Source organism: Isoptericola sp. NPDC056618 (genome assembly GCF_042792715.1).
In the GTDB taxonomy this organism is placed as follows: domain Bacteria; phylum Actinomycetota; class Actinomycetes; order Actinomycetales; family Cellulomonadaceae; genus Isoptericola; species Isoptericola nanjingensis.
In genome coordinates, this window is sequence record NZ_JBHTVZ010000013.1 from 1 (window position 1) to 18,571 (window position 18,571).

General features: G+C 77.1%; 14 protein-coding genes. 10 read left to right on the top strand and 4 right to left on the bottom strand.

Annotated features, from left to right (window positions below):
* Positions 1–107: 107 nt before the first annotated feature.
* Positions 108–887: a DUF4328 domain-containing protein gene (locus ACFQ8T_RS14995; RefSeq protein ID WP_430547319.1), complete on the top strand. Its 780-nt coding sequence runs from the start codon at positions 108–110 to the stop codon at positions 885–887.
* 30 nt (positions 888–917) lie between these two features.
* The gene (add, locus tag ACFQ8T_RS15000) at positions 918–1,961 is read left to right on the top strand and encodes an adenosine deaminase (protein ID WP_430547320.1); all 1,044 of its coding nucleotides are present in this window, start codon (positions 918–920) and stop codon (positions 1,959–1,961) included.
* A gap of 22 nt (positions 1,962–1,983) precedes the next feature.
* Here the strand turns inward: add and ACFQ8T_RS15005 are convergent, their stop codons facing one another.
* Positions 1,984–2,565, bottom strand: coding sequence for a TetR/AcrR family transcriptional regulator (locus ACFQ8T_RS15005; RefSeq protein WP_430547321.1), 582 nt, complete (start codon positions 2,563–2,565; stop codon positions 1,984–1,986).
* Positions 2,566–2,657: 92 nt separating this feature from the next.
* On the opposite strand from ACFQ8T_RS15005, the gene ACFQ8T_RS15010 reads away from it, so the two are divergent.
* Both ACFQ8T_RS15010 and ACFQ8T_RS15015 read left to right on the top strand, forming a co-directional pair.
* Positions 2,658–3,071, top strand: a complete 414-nt coding sequence (locus ACFQ8T_RS15010) for a hypothetical protein (protein ID WP_430547322.1) — start codon at positions 2,658–2,660, stop codon at positions 3,069–3,071.
* A gap of 77 nt (positions 3,072–3,148) precedes the next feature.
* A complete protein-coding gene (locus tag ACFQ8T_RS15015) occupies positions 3,149–5,962 on the top strand; it encodes a DNA translocase FtsK 4TM domain-containing protein (protein WP_430547323.1) in 2,814 nt (937 codons plus the stop codon).
* A gap of 40 nt (positions 5,963–6,002) precedes the next feature.
* Here the strand turns inward: ACFQ8T_RS15015 and ACFQ8T_RS15020 are convergent, their stop codons facing one another.
* Positions 6,003–7,298, bottom strand: a complete 1,296-nt coding sequence (locus ACFQ8T_RS15020) for a CapA family protein (RefSeq protein ID WP_430547324.1) — start codon at positions 7,296–7,298, stop codon at positions 6,003–6,005.
* 74 nt (positions 7,299–7,372) lie between these two features.
* Here ACFQ8T_RS15020 and pgsA point away from each other — a divergent pair, with 74 nt between their 5' ends.
* The 3 genes from pgsA to ACFQ8T_RS15035 all read left to right on the top strand — a co-directional run bounded on the left by pgsA (position 7,373) and on the right by ACFQ8T_RS15035 (position 9,096).
* The gene (gene pgsA, locus ACFQ8T_RS15025) at positions 7,373–7,975 is read left to right on the top strand and encodes a CDP-diacylglycerol--glycerol-3-phosphate 3-phosphatidyltransferase (protein ID WP_430547325.1); all 603 of its coding nucleotides are present in this window, start codon (positions 7,373–7,375) and stop codon (positions 7,973–7,975) included.
* Positions 7,972–8,505 carry a CinA family protein gene (locus tag ACFQ8T_RS15030; RefSeq protein ID WP_430547326.1) on the top strand — a complete coding sequence of 178 codons (534 nt, stop codon included), beginning with the start codon at positions 7,972–7,974 and terminating at the stop codon, positions 8,503–8,505. Before pgsA ends, ACFQ8T_RS15030 begins: the two co-directional genes overlap by 4 nt.
* Positions 8,506–8,751: 246 nt before the next feature.
* Complete coding sequence (locus ACFQ8T_RS15035) at positions 8,752–9,096, top strand: helix-turn-helix domain-containing protein (protein ID WP_430547327.1); 345 nt, start codon at positions 8,752–8,754, stop codon at positions 9,094–9,096.
* An 87-nt stretch (positions 9,097–9,183) separates the two neighbouring features.
* On the opposite strand, the gene ACFQ8T_RS15040 is transcribed toward ACFQ8T_RS15035, so the two are convergent.
* Together ACFQ8T_RS15040 and ACFQ8T_RS15045 are read right to left on the bottom strand one after the other, a co-directional pair.
* The gene (locus ACFQ8T_RS15040) at positions 9,184–9,987 is read right to left on the bottom strand and encodes a DNA-formamidopyrimidine glycosylase family protein (protein ID WP_430547328.1); all 804 of its coding nucleotides are present in this window, start codon (positions 9,985–9,987) and stop codon (positions 9,184–9,186) included.
* Between the two features lie 14 nt (positions 9,988–10,001).
* Positions 10,002–15,089, bottom strand: coding sequence for a DEAD/DEAH box helicase (locus ACFQ8T_RS15045; protein ID WP_430547329.1), 5,088 nt, complete (start codon positions 15,087–15,089; stop codon positions 10,002–10,004).
* 112 nt (positions 15,090–15,201) lie between these two features.
* On the opposite strand from ACFQ8T_RS15045, the gene ACFQ8T_RS15050 reads away from it, so the two are divergent.
* From ACFQ8T_RS15050 to ACFQ8T_RS15060, 3 genes are all read left to right on the top strand, one after another.
* Positions 15,202–15,435, top strand: coding sequence for a DUF3046 domain-containing protein (locus tag ACFQ8T_RS15050; RefSeq protein WP_429728478.1), 234 nt, complete (start codon positions 15,202–15,204; stop codon positions 15,433–15,435).
* A gap of 63 nt (positions 15,436–15,498) precedes the next feature.
* A complete protein-coding gene (locus ACFQ8T_RS15055; protein WP_430547330.1) occupies positions 15,499–17,541 on the top strand; it encodes a phosphodiesterase in 2,043 nt (680 codons plus the stop codon).
* On the top strand, positions 17,538–18,476 hold the full coding sequence (locus ACFQ8T_RS15060) for an MBL fold metallo-hydrolase (protein WP_430547331.1): 939 nt from the start codon (positions 17,538–17,540) through the stop codon (positions 18,474–18,476). Before ACFQ8T_RS15055 ends, ACFQ8T_RS15060 begins: the two co-directional genes overlap by 4 nt.
* Positions 18,477–18,571: the final 95 nt, after the last annotated feature.

Consider the following 18,571-nt stretch of genomic DNA (forward strand, 5'->3'; position numbering starts at 1 on the left):
GGGGGCGGGGCGGGCCGGGCGGGGCCCCCGGGCGGGGGGGGGCGCGCGGGGGGGGGGGGCCCCCCCCTTGGGGGGCCCCCCCCCCCGCCGCCGTCCCGGAGGTATCCATGACCCAGCCCGACCCGTTCGCCCCGCCGTCCGGTGCCACCCCACCCGTGGCCCCGCCGGCCGCGCCGGCGCCGGCGCCGCAGCCGCGGTTCGGTGCCTACGCGCCGCCGGGGTACACGCCGCCGGCCGCCGCACCGTCGGCCCCGGTGGGCTGGGCCTCGCCGGCTCCCGCGCCGGCCACCCCGACGGGGCTCGCGACGGCGACCGTCGCCCTGGCGGTGGCCTGGTCCGTGGTCCAGGTGGTGCTCCTGGCCGCCTCGTTCCCGGCGGTCGCGCCCTACGAGGCGGCGCTCGCGGCGGGCGGGTCGCTCCTGTCGGTCTCGACGCCGTACGACGAGCTCGGCAACCTCCTCCTGCCGCTCCAGGTCGCGGCGTTCGTCGTCGCGTGCCTCTGGCTCCAGCAGTGCCGGCGCATCGCGATGGTGCTGTCCCCGGCGGTCCGGCAGGTGCGCGGGCCGGTGTGGGTCTGGCTGGGGTGGGCGGTCCCCGTCGTCGCCCTCTGGTTCCCGTTCCAGGTGGTGCGTGACGTGCGCGCCGCCGCGGTGGGCGGCCGGACGCCGAGCCGGCTCGGCTGGTGGTGGGCGTGCTGGCTCGTGGGTCTGTGGGCGTCGAACCAGGCGGCGTTCTCGTCCCTGGGCCTCGCCGCGCGCGACCCGGAGACGGTCCCCGTGTTCGAGGGCCTCGCCACCGTGGCCGTGGTGGCGGGCGCCGTCCTCTGGATCGGCCTGGTGCGCGAGATCACAGGGGGGCTGCGGGCCAGGCTCGCCCCGGTCGCCTGAGGGCGCACGCGGCACCGTACGCTGCCTGGCATGACCCCGACCCCCTCGACCCCGGCGTCGTCCCACCCGCTCGCGGCGACCCCGCAGCGACCCCCGCGCGCCGAGCTCCACCTGCACCTGGAGGGCACCCTCGAGCCCGAGCTGGCGTTCGCCCTCGCCGACCGGAACGGGATCGACCTGCCGTTCGCGGACCCGGCCGCGCTGCGCACGGCGTACGCGTTCACGGACCTGCAGTCCTTCCTCGACCTCTACCACGCGACGTCGCAGGTGCTCCGCACGGCGGACGACTTCGCGGACCTCACGGTCGCCTACCTGCGGCGGGCCGCGGCGGGCGGGGTGCGGCACGCCGAGCTCATGGTCGACCTGCAGACGCACGTCGCGCGGGGCGTGCCCCTGGCGGAGGTCGTGGCGGGCGTGACGCAGGGCCTCGCGGACGGCGAGGCGGAGCTCGGCGTCTCCGGCCTGCTGATCGCGGCGTTCCTGCGCCACCGGCCCGCGCCGGAGGCGGAGGAGCTGCTCGACGACCTGCTGGCGCTCGACGCCCCGGTCGCCGGCGTGGGGCTCGCGTCCACGGAGGTCGGTTTCTCGGCCGCCCCGTTCGCGCCGGCGTTCGCCAGGGCCGCCGCGCACGGGCTGCGGCGCACGGCGCACGCCGCCGAGGAGGGCCCGGCCTGGCACGTGACCGAGGTGCTGGACCTGCTCGGCGCGGAGCGGGTGGACCACGGCATCCGCGCGCTCGAGGACCCGGACGTGGTGGCGCGGCTGGTGCGCGACCAGGTCCCGCTCACCGTCTGCCCCGTCTCCAACGTGCGGCTGCGCGCCGTGCCGTCCCTCGCCCAGCACCCGCTGCCGGCGATGCTCGAGGCGGGGCTGAACGTGTCGCTCAACTCCGACGACCCGTCGTACTTCGGCGGCTACGTCGACGAGGTCGACGACGCCGTGACCGCGCAGTTCCACCTCACGCGGGACCAGCGCGCCGACCTCGCCGCGGCGTCGTTCCGCGGGTCCTTCCTGGCTCCCGAGGCGGTGGCGCGCCACGTGGCCGACGTCGAGGAGTGGCGCCGGGCGGGCTGAGCGCCGCGCCGGCCGGCATTCCTCAGCGCGCGAGCAGGGCGGGCCCGACGGCGCCCGCCGCGGCCTCGTAGCGCGCGGCGCGGGCGGGCTCGTCGCCCGGCAGCAGCCCGGCGAGCTCGAGCGACACCAGGCCGTGCACGAGCCCCCACAGCCCGACGGCGACCGCCTCGGCGTCGTCGGGCCCGACGCCGAGCACGCGCGCGGCGGCGTCGCGCAGCACGCGGAAGGTGGGCTGCTCGACGGCGGGCGCGGCGTCGGCGCCCGGGCGCACGGCCCGGTCGAACATCGTCCGGTAGAAGTGCGGGTCGGCCAGCGCGCTGCGACGGTACGCCACGCCGAGGGCGCGCAGGTCGGCTGCGGGGTCGTCGGTGCGCGGGACGGCGGCCAGATGCGTGGCGAACCGGCGGAAGCCCTCGGCGCTGACGGCGGCGAGCAGCTCCTCGCGCGAGCCGAACAGCGCGTACACGGCGGACGCGCTGGTGCCGGCGGAGGCGGCGACCGACCGGACGGTCACGGCGTGCTCGCCCCCGGTGGAGAGGGCCTCGGAGGTGACCTCCAGCAGGCGGGTGCGCAGGGCGTCGTCGTGCAGGCGGGGGCGGGCCATGCGGTGAGCGTAGACCTCTTGACGCAGGTTTGCGAACGGTGTTCTATAACCATGTTCATAAACCTCGTCCGTTCGTCCTGCCGGAGGATCCCGTGCTCGAGCTCACCGACGCCGCCCGCATCACGGCGGGCGTCGTCCTCCTCACCGTGGTCGGCATCGAGTCCGGCGGCTGGTTCCTCGTGAAGGTGGTCACCGGGAGGGCGCCCGCCACGCCGTTCCAGACCTCGTTCTTCCGGGCGGGGCACGCGCACGCCGGGGTCCTCGTCATCCTGGGCCTGCTGTGCGTGGTGCTCGCCGAGGCGACGGATCTCGCCGGAGGGTGGCGCTGGCTCGCGGCGACCGGCGTGCTGGTCGCCGCGATCCTCCTGCCCGCCGGCTTCTTCCTGTCGGCCGCGGGGGCCGGGCGCACGTCGCCGAACCGGGCCGTCCTCCTGCTGCCCGCCGGCGCCGCCGTCCTCGCCGCCGGCGTCGTGACGCTGGGCGTGGGGCTTCTCACAGCCGGCTGAGGCCCGCCCGGGGGCCGGCAACACGCGCCCTGGACCTGCGGCGTCGCGACCCATGGCGCGGGTACCGTGGGGGCATCATGGCGACCCGGACACCCGCCCGCAGAATTACCGGGACTCCGCGGGGGACGGCACGAACGGGGCGGACCGCATCCGTGGCCGCCCCGACCCGGCGTGCGCCCGCCCGGTCCTCCTCCGGGCGCTCGTCGTCCACCCGCTCGTCGGGCAAGGGGTCGGGCGGCAGCTCGGGTCGGGGCACCGGCACGCGCAGGCCGCCGGCGCGACGGCCGGTACGGTCGGGGCCGTCCTGGCCCGTCCGGGCGGTGCGCGGCCTGTACCTGGGCGTCGCGCACGGGCTCGGCGGCCTGACCCGCAGCATCACCAAGGGAGCAAGAGACCTGGAACCCGAGCACCGCCGAGACGGCGTCGCCTTCTTCCTCATCGCCCTCGCGCTGGTCGTGGCCGCGCGGGAGTGGTGGGGGATCTCCGGCACCTTCGGCACCGTCGTGCACGCCGTCGTCGCCGGCACCGTGGGACTGGCCGGCGTGGCCGTCCCCGTGCTGCTCCTGTGGCTGGGGTTCCGCGTCATGCGGCACCCCGAACGGGGGCAGGCGAACTCCCGCGTCGCCATCGGCCTGATCTTCGTCGTCGTGTCGGTGTGCGCGCTCGTCGCGATCGCGGAGGGCACGCCCGCGCCGAGCGACGGCTTCGAGGCGCTCCAGGACGCCGGCGGCATCATCGGCTACCTCGCCGCGACGCCGGTCGTGACCGGGCTGACCGAATGGGTCGCCGTCCCGCTCTTCCTGCTCCTGGGCTTCTTCGGCCTCCTGGTGGTCACGGCCACGCCGGTGCACCGCATCCCCGAGCGGCTGCGGGGCCTGTACGACCGCCTCACCGGCAACCACCGGGCCGACGAGGCCGTGGACGACGACGGGCTCGCGCTCGCCGAGGGCGTCTCGCGGCACGACGGCACCGACCCGGCGCCGCGCAAGAAGCGCACCCGCAAGACGAAGGCGCAGCGGGCCGCCGAGGCGGCCGAGGCCGACGGGCTCGACGAGTACGCCGGGGACGAGGCGTTCGAGAAGGCCGCCACGCTCGAGAAGGACGCGGCCGCCAAGGCTGCGAAGGGCCCGCGCGGCAAGGCCGCACCGAGGGTCGGCGCTGCCGCGACCGCGCCGACCGAGGCCGTCGCCGCCGTCGTGCCCGACGAGCCCGCCCCGGCCCCCGCGAGCGACCTGCCGCCGATGGGCCGCGCCGAGCAGCCCATGCTCGACGGCGACACGGTCTACCTGCTGCCCAGCGAGGAGTCGCTCGGCAAGGGCGCGCCGCACAAGACCCGGTCCGCGGCGAACGACCGCGTGGTGGAGTCGCTGACGAAGGTCTTCGAGGACTTCGGCGTCGACGCGCAGGTGACGGGCTTCACCCGTGGGCCGACGGTCACCCGGTACGAGGTCGAGGTCGGCGCGAAGACCAAGGTCGAGCGCATCACGTCGCTGTCCAACAACATCGCGTACGCGGTGGCGAGCGCGGACGTGCGCATCCTGTCGCCCATCCCCGGCAAGTCGGCGATCGGCATCGAGATCCCGAACTCCGACCGCGAGACGGTCGTGCTCGGCGACGTGCTGCGCTCGTCGGCGGCACGCCGCACCGAGCACCCGATGGTCATGGGCGTGGGCAAGGACGTCGAGGGCGGCTACGTCGTCGCGAACCTCGCGAAGATGCCGCACATCCTCGTCGCCGGCGCGACGGGCGCCGGCAAGTCCAGCTTCATCAACTCGCTCATCACCTCGATCCTCATGCGGGCGACGCCGGAGCAGGTGCGCCTGGTCCTCGTCGACCCGAAGCGCGTCGAGCTGACGATCTACGAGGGCATCCCGCACCTGATCACGCCGATCATCACCAGCCCCAAGAAGGCCGCCGAGGCTCTCGACTGGGTGGTGCGCGAGATGGACGCCCGCTACGACGACCTCGCCACGTTCGGCTACAAGCACGTGGACGACTTCAACTCCGCCGTCCGGGCGGGCAAGGTGAAGCCGCTGCCGGGCTCGGAGCGCAAGATCGCGCCGTACCCGTACCTCCTGGTCGTGGTGGACGAGCTCGCGGACCTCATGATGGTGGCGCCGCGCGACGTCGAGGCCTCGATCCAGCGGATCACCCAGCTCGCGCGCGCCGCCGGCATCCACCTGGTGCTCGCCACGCAGCGCCCGTCGGTGGACGTCGTCACCGGCCTGATCAAGGCGAACGTGCCGTCCCGGCTCGCGTTCGCGACGTCGTCGCTGGCCGACTCGCGCGTCGTGCTCGACCAGCCGGGCGCCGAGAAGCTCATCGGCCAGGGTGACGCCCTCTTCCTGCCCATGGGCGCGGCCAAGCCCATGCGCGTGCAGGGCGCCTGGGTCACCGAGTCCGAGGTGCACTCCGTCGTCGAGCACGTGAAGGCGCAGCTCAAGCCCGTCTACCGCGAGGACGTCACCGCGCCCGCGGCGGCCAAGAAGCAGGTGGACGAGGACATCGGCGACGATCTCGACCTGCTGCTCCAGGCCACCGAGCTCGTGGTGACCACGCAGTTCGGCTCCACGTCGATGCTGCAGCGCAAGCTGCGGGTGGGCTTCGCCAAGGCGGGCCGACTCATGGACCTGCTCGAGTCGCGCGAGATCGTCGGCCCGTCCGAGGGGTCGAAGGCGCGCGAGGTGCTGGTGACCCCGGACGACCTGCCGTCCGCGCTCGCCCTCATCCGCGGCGAGACGCCGCAGGCGTACGACCAGGACGCCGACGGCGGGTCCGCGGGCGGCGGCACGTCGGACCCGTACGCGGACGGCACCGACGGGCACGCCCCGCCCGTGGCCACGGACTACCACGACGACGCCGACACCGACCCGGAGAACGGCTGGCGCTGAGCGTCCCGGGAGGCCCGGGAGGCTCCGCGCCGGTCGCCGGTCAGTCGTCGCGGGGGAGCACCTCCGGCGGAGGGCCCGTGGCGACGGACGGCTCCTGTCGTTCCCGGGCGACGTCGCCGACCGCGTCCCGGACCCGGTCCTCGCGGGCCTCGAGCTCCGCGGCGGACAGGGTCGTGGTGCCGGGATCGTCGAGGACGTCGGGGAGCGCGACCACGTCGTGCCCGCCGCCGATGTCCACGGTGGTGCCGGTCCAGGTCACCCCCGTCACGCGGGTGGGGTCGTCCGGGGTGTCCTGGGTCAGGGTCGCCGTGAGCAGCACGCCGTTGCTGGTGCGCGCGTCGCAGCACGCCGCGCTCTGGTTCGACAGCAGGTTGCCGAGGCCGTAGGCGACCCACATCCCCTCGCCGTCGGGGCCCTTGCCCACGAGGTCGATCCGCTGGGGGACGTGCGCGTGGTGCCCGATGACGAGATCGACCTCGCCGGACCGCGCGAGCCGTCGTACGACGTCCTCCTGCTGGTCGGTCAGCGTCTCCGTGTACTCGACCCCGGCGTGCAGGCTGACGACGACGACGTCGGCGCCGTCCTCGCGGGCCTGGCGGGCCTGCCGCACGAGCCGGTCGGCGTCGATGAGGTCGACCGCCCAGGGCGCGTCCGCGGGCATCGGCAGCCCGTTGAGCCCGTAGGCGGCGGCCAGGTGCGCGACCGTGATCTCCCGGTCCTCGCGGGTCAGCACGTACCGCTGCGGCTCGTCCTGCTGCGCCGCGCTGCGGGCCGTCCCCGCGAACCCCATCCCGGCGTCGGCCAGGCGCCGGATCGTGGCGGTGACGCCGTCGTAGCCCCGGTCGACGGAGTGGTTGGAGGCCGTCGAGCAGCCGTCCCAGCCCTGCTCGTCGAGGTCCCGCACCAGGCCCGGGGGCGCGCCGAACAGGGGGTAGCCGCTGGGGTCCGTGCCCTTCGGCGCCACCGGGACCTCCAGGTGGCACAGGGCCAGGTCGGCGCCCTCCACCCAGGCGTCCAGCCCGGCGAGCAGGGGCGTGAAGTCGGGATCCTGCGGCCCGCCGGCGGACCTGACGACCGGGTTGTGCGTGAGCAGGTCGCCCGCGGCGAGCAGCGTGAACTCGACCGGCCGGGGAGTCGGGCTCGGGGTCGGGGACGGGCTGTCGGGAGACGCGCCCGTCGACGACGCGCCCGCGCCGGAGGGGGGCGAGGGCTCCGCGCCCCCGAGCGGTCCGACGGCGAGCACCCCGCCGACGCCGAGGGCGGTACCGCACAGCGCGGCCAGGGCGACGAGACGTCGTCGTGAGGGTCGTCCGTCGTCGGACGCGTGGCGCGGCACGCGAGGAGAGTACTGCCCGCGCGGCCCACCGGCCCGCGGGCGTCCGACGCCCGTCGCCCCGATAGGGTGGGCCGGTGGTCAACGAAGCGCCCTCGCCCTGGAACGTCGCCAACGCGGTGACCCTCGTGCGCATCGCGCTGGTGCCCGTGTTCGCCTGGGCGTTGCTCATGGAGGGCGGGGACTCGATCACCTGGCGGCTCGTGGCGACGGGCGTGTTCGTGGTCGCCGCCGTGAGCGACCGCGTCGACGGCTACCTGGCCCGGTCGCGCAACCTCGTGACCGACCTCGGCAAGATCCTCGACCCCATCGCGGACAAGGCCCTCGTGGGCGCCGCCCTGATCCTGCTCTGCTGGCCGCTGGGCGAGCTGCCGTGGTGGGTGCCGACGGTCATCCTCGCGCGCGAGCTCGCCGTCACCGCGCTGCGGATGGTGGTGCTGCGGTACGCCGTGATGCCGGCGTCGCGGGGCGGCAAGCTGAAGACGGTGCTGCAGGCCGTCGCGATCACGCTCTTCCTCCTGCCCCTGGCGGCGCTCCCCGGTGTCGTGCACGTCGTGGCGTGGATCGTGCTGTGGGCCGCGATCGCGGTGACCGTCGTGACGGGCGTCGACTACTTCGTGCAGGGCGCGCGCCTTCTCGCCGCCGGGCGTCGTGAGCCCGGGCCCCGGCCCGCCGCATGACGACGCCGTCGGGGAGGCTCGCGCGCGCCGTGCTCGACGGCGCGCACGCCCGCGGCTGGACGCTGGCCGCCGCGGAGTCCCTCACCGGCGGGCTGGTGGTGGCGACCCTCGTCGACGTGCCGGGGGCGTCCGCCGTCGTGCGTGGCGGCGTCGTCGCCTACGCGACCGACCTCAAGGCCGCGGCGCTGGGCGTCGACCCCGGCCTCCTGGCGCTCCGGGGCCCCGTGGACCCCGCGGTCGCCGGGCAGATGGCGTCGGGCGTGCGCCGGGTGCTGAGCGCCGACGTCGGCCTCGCGACGACCGGGGTCGCCGGGCCCGACCCGCAGGACGGTCACCCGCCGGGCGAGGCCTACGCCGCCGTCAGCACGCCCGTGGGCGACCGGGTGCTCCGCCTCGATCTCGCCGGCACCCGCGCCCAGGTGCGGGCGGGGGTGGTGCGGGCCGTCCTGGCGCTGGCGCTCGAGGCCTGGGGCGACGCGTCGGCCGCGGACGACGTCGTGCCGGACGACGGGCAGGACGGCGGCCTGTGAAGGGTGCGTGACGAGCCTGTCGCGGGTCGTGACCGCGGGAACAAGCACCCGGGTGCCCGCGTTGCGAAGGGTGTGATGACCGACAGGGCACGAACCCGTCTCGATGCACGCCACACCAGGCCGGGCACGGCGCGCGCGCGGTACGGTAGTGCCACCCCTGGAGCCAGGGGAACGACAGGACGGACGAGGAACCCGGTCACGACCGGTCCGGTGCCGGGACGATCGGACACGGAGAGGGGGCGCGAGATGGTCGTACTGCGACGTGAGATCGGCGACGTGCTGCGCGACGCGCGGCAGCGCCAGGGGCGCACCCTGCGTGAGGTGTCGTCCGCAGCGAGGGTCTCGCTCGGATATCTGAGCGAGGTCGAGCGCGGGCAGAAGGAGGCGTCGTCGGAGCTGCTGGCGTCGATCTGCGAGGCGCTCGACGTACCGATGTCCCTCGTGCTGCGTGAGGTCAGCGACCGGATCGCGGTCGCCGAGGGCCTGCACATCCCCGACACGATCCCGGCGGACGTCTACGCCGGGCTGCTCAGCCGTGCCGGCGAGTCGCGCGACGAGTCGATGCGAGGAGACCTCGCACCGGTCGGCTGATCAGGGCCCACAGCTCTTCCCACGCACAGGTCCGGCCCCGCGGGTACCGCCCGGGGGCCGGACCTTCGTGCGTCCGGGGCGGGAGGCTCAGGGCGCGGACTGGCAGGTCGGGCACCAGTAGATCGCTCGCTCGCCGGCGTCGGGCCGCCGCCCGGAGCCGGCGGTGGAGCCCAGGGCGACGGGCGTGCCGCAGCGGCGGCACGGCTTGTGGTGGCGGCCGTGCACGGCGAGCTCCACGGCCCCCAGCCCGGAGCGCCGGCCCACCTCGACGCTGCGCCCCATGAGCCGGCGGGCCGTCACCAGCAGGGTGCGGCGCGCGTCGTCGTCCAGGGAGCCGACGGGGGTCCAGGGCCACCGGCGCGTGGCGAAGAGCGACTCGGCCGTCCAGATGGTGCCGAGGCCCGCCACCCCGCGCTGGTCGAGCAGGGCCGCGCAGAGCGGACGGTCGGGGTCGGTGACGAGGCGGGCCGCGCCCTCGTCGAGCCGCTCCGCGAAGTCGTCGCCGAGGACGTCCGGGCCGAGGTGGCCCAGCAAGCGGGGCTCGTCGCGGGTGCGGAGGACGTCGAGCATGCCGAGGTGCCACCCGAGGCACGTCCAGGTCTCGGTCGCCAGGACCGCGCGGACGGCGGGGGAGCGGCCGTTCGCCTCGCGGGCGCCCGTGCGGTGCACCCGCCAGTAGCCGTCCATCCGCAGGTGGGTGTGCAGAGTGCGGCCGTCGTCGAACCGGGTGAGCAGGTGCTTGCCGTACGCGACCGACTCGCGCACCGTGGCGCCGACGAGGTCCACACCCGCCGCGGAGGGCCAGCGGAGCTCGGCGCGCACCAGGGGCGAGCCGCGCAGCGCGGCGCCGAGCCGTCCGGCGGTGAGCCGCAGCACGTCTCCCTCGGGCACGTCGCCTCCTGGGGTCAGGCCGGGCGCAGGCCGCGCGGCGTCACGCCGAAGCCGGCGTCGAGCAGCGCGGCCGCGGCCGGGGTCCGGTCGCGGGCGGCGGTGAGGGCGGGGATGCCGTCGACGCGCTGCACGGTGACGCGCCCGAGCCGGTCGGCGCGCGTCTCCGTCACGAGCAGCCGGGCCGCAGCGGCGTGGCGGGGGCCGTCGCCCGCGTCGCCGCGGCCGAAGGACAGCACCGTGCGCCCGCCGCGCTCGACGAACAGCACCAGCTCGCCGTCGACCAGCACGACGACCGCGCCGGCCTTGCGCCCCGGACGGTGCGCACCGGCGGCGTCGTCCCCGCCGTCCGAGGCCCGGGCCCCGGCCGACCCGGTGCGCGGGGTCGCCGTGCGCGGCCAGGCGACCGCGGCGCCGTACGGATTGGCCGGGTCGGTCGCGGCGAGGAGGACGGCGCCCGGCTCGGCCCGGCCGCCGATGCTGGCGGGGCCGGCGCCGTCGCCCTCGACGAGGGCGTCCCGGGCCCGGGCGCGGTCGGCGGCGTCCGTCCGCAGCTGGTCGACCGCTCCGGGCAGCGCGAACTGCGAGCCGCCCAGGCCCTCGACGAAGTAGCCGCGCCGCACGGCCCCGCGCTCCTCGAGCACCCGGAGCACCCGGTACACGTCGCGGAAGCGGGAGGTCACCCCCTCCGCGGGCGCCGCCGCGCGGGTCAGGACGCCGTGCCGCTCCAGCAGCACCTGGGTGAGGGCGTGGGCGCGCACGGTCGGGTCCTGCTCCACGGGCGGCAGCGCCGACCAGCGGCCGCCGCCGGTCCGCGGCGCGGCGGCCGCCGACGTCGGGCGGGCGAGCCCGAAGCGGGACGGCCGCACGGGGCGGGCCCGCCCGGGAGCCGCGGGAGCGCGGTGCGCGCCGCCGCCGTGCCTGGTCCCGCGCCGGGTGGAGCCGCCGAGCGACTCACGCAGCGGACCCAGGCGGTCGTTCGTCACCCAGCCCGCCCACACCAGGTCCCACAACGCGTCGAGCGTGCCGGCCTGGCTCGCGTCCGCGAGCTCCGCGAGGCGGGGCAGGAAGTATCCGCCCGAGCCGGTGAGCAGGTCGAGCACGGCCCGGTGCAGGTCGCTGTCGAGCGGCCCGCCCTCGTCCACGGCGTCCGGGTCGCGCAGGGTGAGCGGGGCGCCGTCGGCCAGGTGCAGGCTCACCATGCCGTCGCCGCCGCCCGACCCCGGGAGCCGGCCGTGCCCGCACCACAGCACCTCGCCCGCGGTGGTGAGCTCGTCGAGCACCGCGGGGGAGTAGTCGGAGACGCGGGCGGGCAGGACGAGCGTCTCGAGCGCCGACGCCGGCACCGCGGCCCCCGAGAGCTGCTCCACGGCGCGCAGCACGCCGTCCGCGCCGCGCAGCGTCCCGCCTCCGGACCCGGCGCCGCCCACCCGCACCCCGATCCCGTGCCAGCGCGGGAGGAAGACCCCGAGCGACTCCGGCTCCACCGGCTCCACCTCGGCGCGCAGCGCGGCGAGCGACCGGCGCCGCAGCGTGCGCAGCACCTCCGGGTCGCACCACTCGTCGCCCGTGCCGCCCAGCGAGGAAGGCCGCAGCGCCCCGCGCGCGACCGCGCCCGACGCCTCCAGCCGGGCCAGCACCTGGGCCACGACCGCGATGCCGAGCCCGAACCGGCGCGCGACGTCCACGGCGGGGAACGGACCGTGCGTCCTGGCGTGGCGGCGGACGAGGTCGCCGAGGGGGTCGGGCACCGGCTCGGTGAACGTCTCGGGCACGCCCACGGGCAGGGCGACGCCGAGCGCGTCGCGCAGCCGGCCGGCGTCCTCCACGACGGCCCACTGCTCGGCGTCGGCATCGTCGCCCGGGCGGCCGCCGACCCGCACCCGGAGGACGCGGCGCGCGCCCTCCAGGTCGGCCAGCCACGCGTCGACGAGGTCGCGGGAGTCCTCGCGGGTCCGGGCCCGCAGCGCGGACGCGGCGTGCGGCCCGGTGCGGCGCAGCACGTCCCACAGCCCCTCCGCGTCGCGCGCCTGCCGCGCGGGCGCCAGCGCCTGGAGCTCCGCCTCGGTGCGCTCCACGGCGCCCGGGTCGAGGAGGTCCGCGAGCGGGGTGGCGCCCTGCTCGCCGAGCAGCTCCGTGAGCAGGTCCGGGTCCAGGGACAGTGCGGCCGCCCGCCGCTCCGCGAGCGGCGCGTCGCCGTCGTAAAGGAACTGGGCGGTGTAGCCGAACAGCAGCGCCTGCGCGAACGGGGACGGCGTGGAGGTGGTCACCTCGACCAGGCGCACCCGGCCGCCCTGCAGGTCGCGCATGAGGTCCGTGAGCGCCGTGACGTCGAAGTCGTCGCGCAGGCACTCGCGGGCGGCCTCGAGCATGATCGGGAAGTCCGGGAACTGCGACGCGACCTGCAGCAGCTGTGACGCCCGCTGCCGCTGCTGCCACAGCGGCTGCCGCCGGTCGGGACGCCGCCGCGGCAGGAGCAGCGCCCGCGCGGCGGCCTCGCGGAAGCGCGCCGCGAACATCACCGAGCCGCCGAGCTCCTCGCGCACCGCGTCGAGCACCTCGTCCGGGTCGACGAGCAGGTCCTCGGCCGTGACCGCGGGGGCGTCGCCGCGCGCCGCCCCGTCCGGCCCGGCGCCGTCCGGCCCGGAGCCCCAGCCCGGTCCGCCCAGGTCCCAGCCGGAGTCACCGGCGTCGGGGAGCCGCAGCACGATCCCGTCGTCGGCGTGCATGGCCGCGACGTCGGTGCCGTACCGCGCCCGCAGGCGCGCGGCGACGACCAGCGCCCACGGCGCGTGCACCGGCGCCCCGAAGGGGGAGTGGATCACGACGCGCCAGTCACCGAGCTCGTCGCGGAACCGTTCCACGACCACGGTGCGGTCGTCGGGCAGCCGCCCCGTCGCGCGGCGCTGCTCGCCCAGGTACGCGGCGAGGTTGTCCGCCGCCCAGGTGTCGAGCCCGGCGTCGCGCAGCACCTCCCGGCCGCGCCCGGTGCCGCGCTCCTCGTCGTCGGCGAGCAGCGCGTCGGTCTCGCGGACGAACGCGCCCACCGCGCGCCCCAGCTCGACGGGACGGCCGGGGGAGTCGCCCTTCCAGAAGGGCAGGCGCCCGGGGAGCCCGGGTGCGGGGGTCACCAGGACGCGGTCGGGCGTGATCTCCTCGATGCGCCAGGTCGACGAGCCGAGGGTGAACGTGTCGCCCACGCGCGACTCGTAGACCATCTCCTCGTCCAGCTCGCCCACGCGCTTCCCGCCGCGGGGCCGGTCGGCCGTGCCGCCGCCGTCCGCCGGCGCGCCCGAGGCCGGCGCCTCCGTGGCGAGGTAGACGCCGTAGAGCCCGCGGTCGGGGATGGTGCCGCCGCTGGTCGCGGCGAGCCGCAGGGCGCCGGGGCGCCCGGACAGGCGGCCGGTGGCGCGGTCCCAGACGATGCGGGCGCGCAGCTCGGCGAACTCCTCGCTCGGGTAGCGGCCGGCGAGCATGTCGAGCACGGCCCGCCAGGTCGCGTCGCCGAGCGAGCGGAACGGGTGCGCCCGGCGGAACGCGGCGAGGAGGTCGTCGGCCTGCCAGTCGTCCGTCGCGAGCGCCGCCACCACCTGCTGGGCGAGCACGTCCAACGGGTTGGCGGGGACGTGCAGGTGCTCGATCTCGCCCGCGCGCATGCGCTGGGCCACGACGGTCGCGGGCACCAGGTCGCCGCGGAACGTCGGGAAGACGACGCCGTGCGACACCGCGCCCACCTGGTGGCCGGCGCGCCCGATGCGCTGCAGCCCGCTCGCGACGGACGGCGGCGCACCGACCTGCACGACGAGGTCCACGGCGCCCATGTCGATGCCGAGCTCGAGGGACGACGTCGCGACCACGGCCGGCAGGCGGCCCGCCTTGAGGTCGGACTCGGTGCGGGTGCGCTCGACCCGGCTCATGGAGCCGTGGTGGGCGCGCGCGAGCACGTCCGGCCCCCCGCCGTCGGGGGCGGGCAGCCCGACCGACGCCCCCGACTGCCCCTGCGTCTGCGCGGGCCACTGCGTGCCCGCCTCCGGCAGGTCGACCCCGGAGCGCTCCGCCCAGATCTCGTTCACCCGAGCGGTCAGCCGCTCGGCGCCGCGGCGCGAGTTGGTGAACACCAGCGTCGAGCGGTGCTCGGCGACGAGGTCCACGACCCGCTCCTCGACGTGCGGCCACACGGACGCGCGGCGCAGCGGCGACGCGGCGTCGCCGGTGAGCTCCAGCTCCTCGTCGCCGAGCCCGGCCGCGGACGGCGCCGCCGCGGGCGCGGGCGCGGTCGGGTCGGGCACACCGCCCGAGTCGAGGTCGGCGAGGTCGGGCACCGGCACGACGACGTCGATGTCCCACTTCTTGGTGGACTCGGGCTGCACGACGACGACCTCCCGGCCGCCGTCGTCCGGGGTGCGGTGCCCGGCGAGGAACTCGGCCACCGTCTCCACGGGGCGGACCGTCGCGGACAGGCCGACCCGCTGCGCGGGCCGGTCGAGGAGCGCGTCCAGCCGCTCGAGGCTCAGCGCCAGGTGGGCGCCGCGCTTGGTGCCCGCCACCGCGTGGATCTCGTCCAGGACCACGGTCTCGACGCCGGCGAGGCCCGCGCGCGCCTGTGAGGTGAGGACGAGGAACAGCGACTCGGGGGTGGTGACCAGCACGTCCGGCGGCCGGGTGGCGAACGCGCGGCGCTCGGAGGCGGGGGTGTCGCCCGTGCGCGCGCCGACGGTCACCTCCTCGACCGTGAGCCCCTCGCGTGCGGCGGCCTGCCGGATGCCGGCCAGCGGGGAGCGCAGGTTGCGCTGCACGTCGGCGGCGAGCGCCTTGAGCGGGGAGACGTACAGCACCCGGCAGCGGCGCGCCCGCTCCGGCGGTGGCGTGGTCGTGAGGCGGTCGATGGCCCAGAGGAACGCCGCGAGGGTCTTGCCGGACCCGGTCGGCGCGACGACGAGCGCGTGCCGGTCGGAGCTGATCGCGTCCCACGCCCCGGCCTGCGCCGCGGTCGGCGCGGCGAACGCCCCGGTGAACCAGGCACGCGTCGCGGGGCCGAACCGCGCGAGGACGCCGTCGTGCGCGACGGCAGGGTCGGCGGGAACGCCGGACGGGGGGACGACCACCTCGCCATCCTGGCAGGGAGCACCGACAGCCCGCAGGGCGGGCCGGAGGTCGCCCCGGCGTCCGCGGCGCCCGGCGTCCCGACCGTGCTCCCGGCCGTGCGAGGCTGGGGGCGTGCGCTATCGCGAGTTCGCCGAGCTGGTCGACGAGGTCTTCGGGCCCGCCTACGGGCGTGCCCTCGTGCGCGAGCAGGTCCTGCCGCGCCTCGACGGCCGGACCCCGGCCGAGGCGCTCGAGGCCGGGCTGGAGCCCCGCGACGTCTGGCACGCGCTGTGCGACGCGCTCGACGTCCCCGACGCGGAGCGCTGGGGCCGCGACGACCGCCGCCAGGCGCCGCCCGCGCGCTGACCGCCCGCGCGCCGACCGCCCGCCGCTCGGGCCGACGTCGGGCAGGCGGTGCATCATGGCGCCATGCGCCGCCACCGTCCCCCGCTCGTGACGGTGGCGGACGTCCGCGCCGCCCTCTGGTCCCTGGTCTCCACGGCCGCGGGGCTCGGGGTCGCGATCGCGCTGGTCGACGGCGTGCGGGTCACCGCACCGTGGGACGTGCTGCTCGCGGCGCTCGTCGTGGGGCTCGGCGACGCGCTGCTGCGGGCGCCGCTGCGTCGCCTCGCGCGCGCCGGCGGGGCCGTCGTGGCGCTCCTGCTCGGCCTGGCGGCGCAGGTGGCGGTCGTCTGGGCCGCGCTGACGTTCCTCCCGGGCGTGTCGAGCGACTCGTGGGCGGACGTCCTCGCCGTGCTCCTCGTCGCCGCGCTGGTGATGGCGTGCGGGCACTGGGTGGTCGGGGCGCGGGACAACGCGTACGTGGTCGGCGACCTGCTGCGCCGGGCCCGGCGCCGCGCCGGGCTCCCGCGCCGGGCCGCCCGCGACGGCGGCGGTGCGGACGACCGGCCCCCGGGCATGCTCGTCGTCATGCTCGACGGCGTGGCCCGGCCGACGCTCGACCACGCCCTGGAGGCCGGGCTCGTGCCCACGATGGAGCGCTGGCTCGGGTCGGGCAGCCATCGGCTCGAGTCGTGGTGGGCCCGCGTCCCGTGCACCACCCCGGCCAGCACCCTGGGCCTGCTGCACGGCACCACCGACGCGGTGCCGGCGTTCCGATGGTGGTCGCGGCGGCTCGGGCGACTGGTGGTGACGAACCGGCCGGCGGACGCCGCCGAGGTGGAGCGGTCCGCCTCCGACGGCCGTGGGCTGCTCGCCGACGGCGGGGTGGCGGTGTCGACGATGTTCTCCGGCGACGCCCCGACCAGCCTGCTCGTGATGAGCCGCGCGACGGAAGGGCTCGGCCCCGGCCAGCTGTTCGTCCGCTTCTTCTCGAGCCCGTTCGTGCTGGTGCGGGCGGTGGTCGGGACCGTCGGGGAGGCGCTCAAGGAGGTGTACCAGGGGTGGCAGCAGGTGGTGCGCGGGGTGCGTCCCCGGGTGGCGCGTCGCGGCTGGTACCCGGTGCTGCGGGCGGTGACCAACGTGCTGCTGCGCGACCTCAACACCTCGCTCGTGGCGGAGCAGCTCGTGCGCGGCGCGCCCGTGGTGTGCGTGGACCTCGTCGACTACGACGAGATCGCGCACCACGCCGGCCCGCTGCGGCCGGAGGCGCTGCGTGCGCTGGAAGGGCTCGACCGGGTCGTCGGGCTGTGGGAGGAGATCGTGCGCGGCGCCCCGCGCCGGTATCGCACGGTGGTCGTGTCGGACCACGGGCAGTCGCTGGGGGCGACCTTCGAGCAGGTGGTGGGACGGTCGTTCGCCGACGAGGTGCACCGACTCATGGCGATCCCCGCCCCGGCGCCGGGCGGCCGGACGGACGGCGAGGCGTGGGGCCCGGCCAACACCGCGCTGCACGCGCTGCGCCGGGACGACGACGGTGACGGCCGGCTCCTGGTCGGGCCGGACCGCGACACCGGCCGGACGAGCCTGCCCGAGGTCGAGGTGATCGGCTCGGGCAACCTCGGGATGGTGTGGTTCTGCCGCGAGCCGCGCCGGCTGTCGGCCGCGGAGGTCGCGGCGCGTTGGCCCGCGCTCGTGCCCGGCCTGGTCGAGTCGCCCGCCGTGGGCTTCGTCGTGGTCCACGGCGCGCAGGGGCCGGTGGCGCGCGGGCGGCTCGGCTCCCACGACCTGGCGACCGGCCGCGTGACCGGTCGGGACCCCCTGGTCGGCTACGGGTCGCGGGCGCGTGCCGACCTCCTGCGCGTCGCCGGGCTGGAGGACGCCGGCGACCTCGTGGTCGTGTCCTCGGTCGGCCCGATGGGCCGGGTGCACGCGCTCGAGGGGCTGGTGGGCTCGCACGGCGGGCTCGGCGGCGCGCAGGGCGAGGCGCTGCTGCTGCACCCCGCCGACCTCGTCGTGCCCGACGACGAGCGCGAGGACGTGGACGGTGCCCGCGTGCTGGTGGGTGCGGAGGCGGTGCACCGCCGGCTCGTCGCCTGGCTCGCCGCGCTCGGCCTGCGGGAGGCCTCGTGAGCGGGGCGCCGGGCGGGCGCGGCGCCGACGGGTCGGGGCTCCGGGTGACGTGGCTCGGGCACTCGACCGTCGTCCTCGACGTCCCGCGCGCGGGCGGCGGCACCGCCCGGCTCGTGACGGACCCGCTGCTGCGGCGGCACGCGGGCCTCCTGCGGCGTCGCGGCGGGCGTCCGGACGCGGACGCCTGGCGCGGCGCGGACGCCGCCCTGCTGTCGCACCTGCACCACGACCACGCCGAGCTGGGCTCGCTGCGGCTGCTCGGGGACGTGCCGGTGCTCACGGCACCGGCGAACGCCCGCTGGCTGCGCGGCAAGGGCCTGCGCGGCGTCGGCCTCGACCTGCCGCCCCCCGCCGGGCACCCGCCGGGCCACGACGTCGCGCATCACGCCTCGCACCATGCCTCCCACCCAGCCCCCCAGCCCGCCCCGGAGCAAGGCCGCTGGCACGACGTCGCGGGCGTGCAGGTGCGCCTGACCGCCGCGGTGCACGGCGACCGGCCGATGCCGCACCGGCCGAACGCCGCGAGCGGGCACCTGGTGCGCGGGCGCGGAGCGACGGTGTGGGCCGCGGGGGACACCGAGCATCACCCGGGCGTGGGGCGCGTGCGGGAGCTGGCCGGCGGGCGGGTGGACGTGGCTCTCGTGCCCGTGTCCGGCTGGGGCCCGCGGCTGTCGGGCGGCCACCTCGGCCCCCGCGGTGCCGCCGAGGTGTGCGCCGAGGTCCGGCCGCGCGTGGCGGTCCCGGTGCACTGGGGCACCCTGCACGTGCCGGGCGGGCAGCACGTGCCGCGCGGGTGGATGGACCACGCGGGTGAGGCCTTCGCGGCGGCCTGCCGCCGGGCGGCGCCGGACGTGCGCGTGGTGGTCCTGCGGCCCGGCGGGACGTGGCGCGACACGCCCGGGGGCGACGACGTCCTCGAACACGTGTTCGGGTAGAGTCTGCCCCCAGGAGGGTCCTCGGACGTCGTCCTCCACAGCCGCGACGGACCGCCCCGACCGTGTCGGTGGCGGCACGTACGGTCGACGACAAC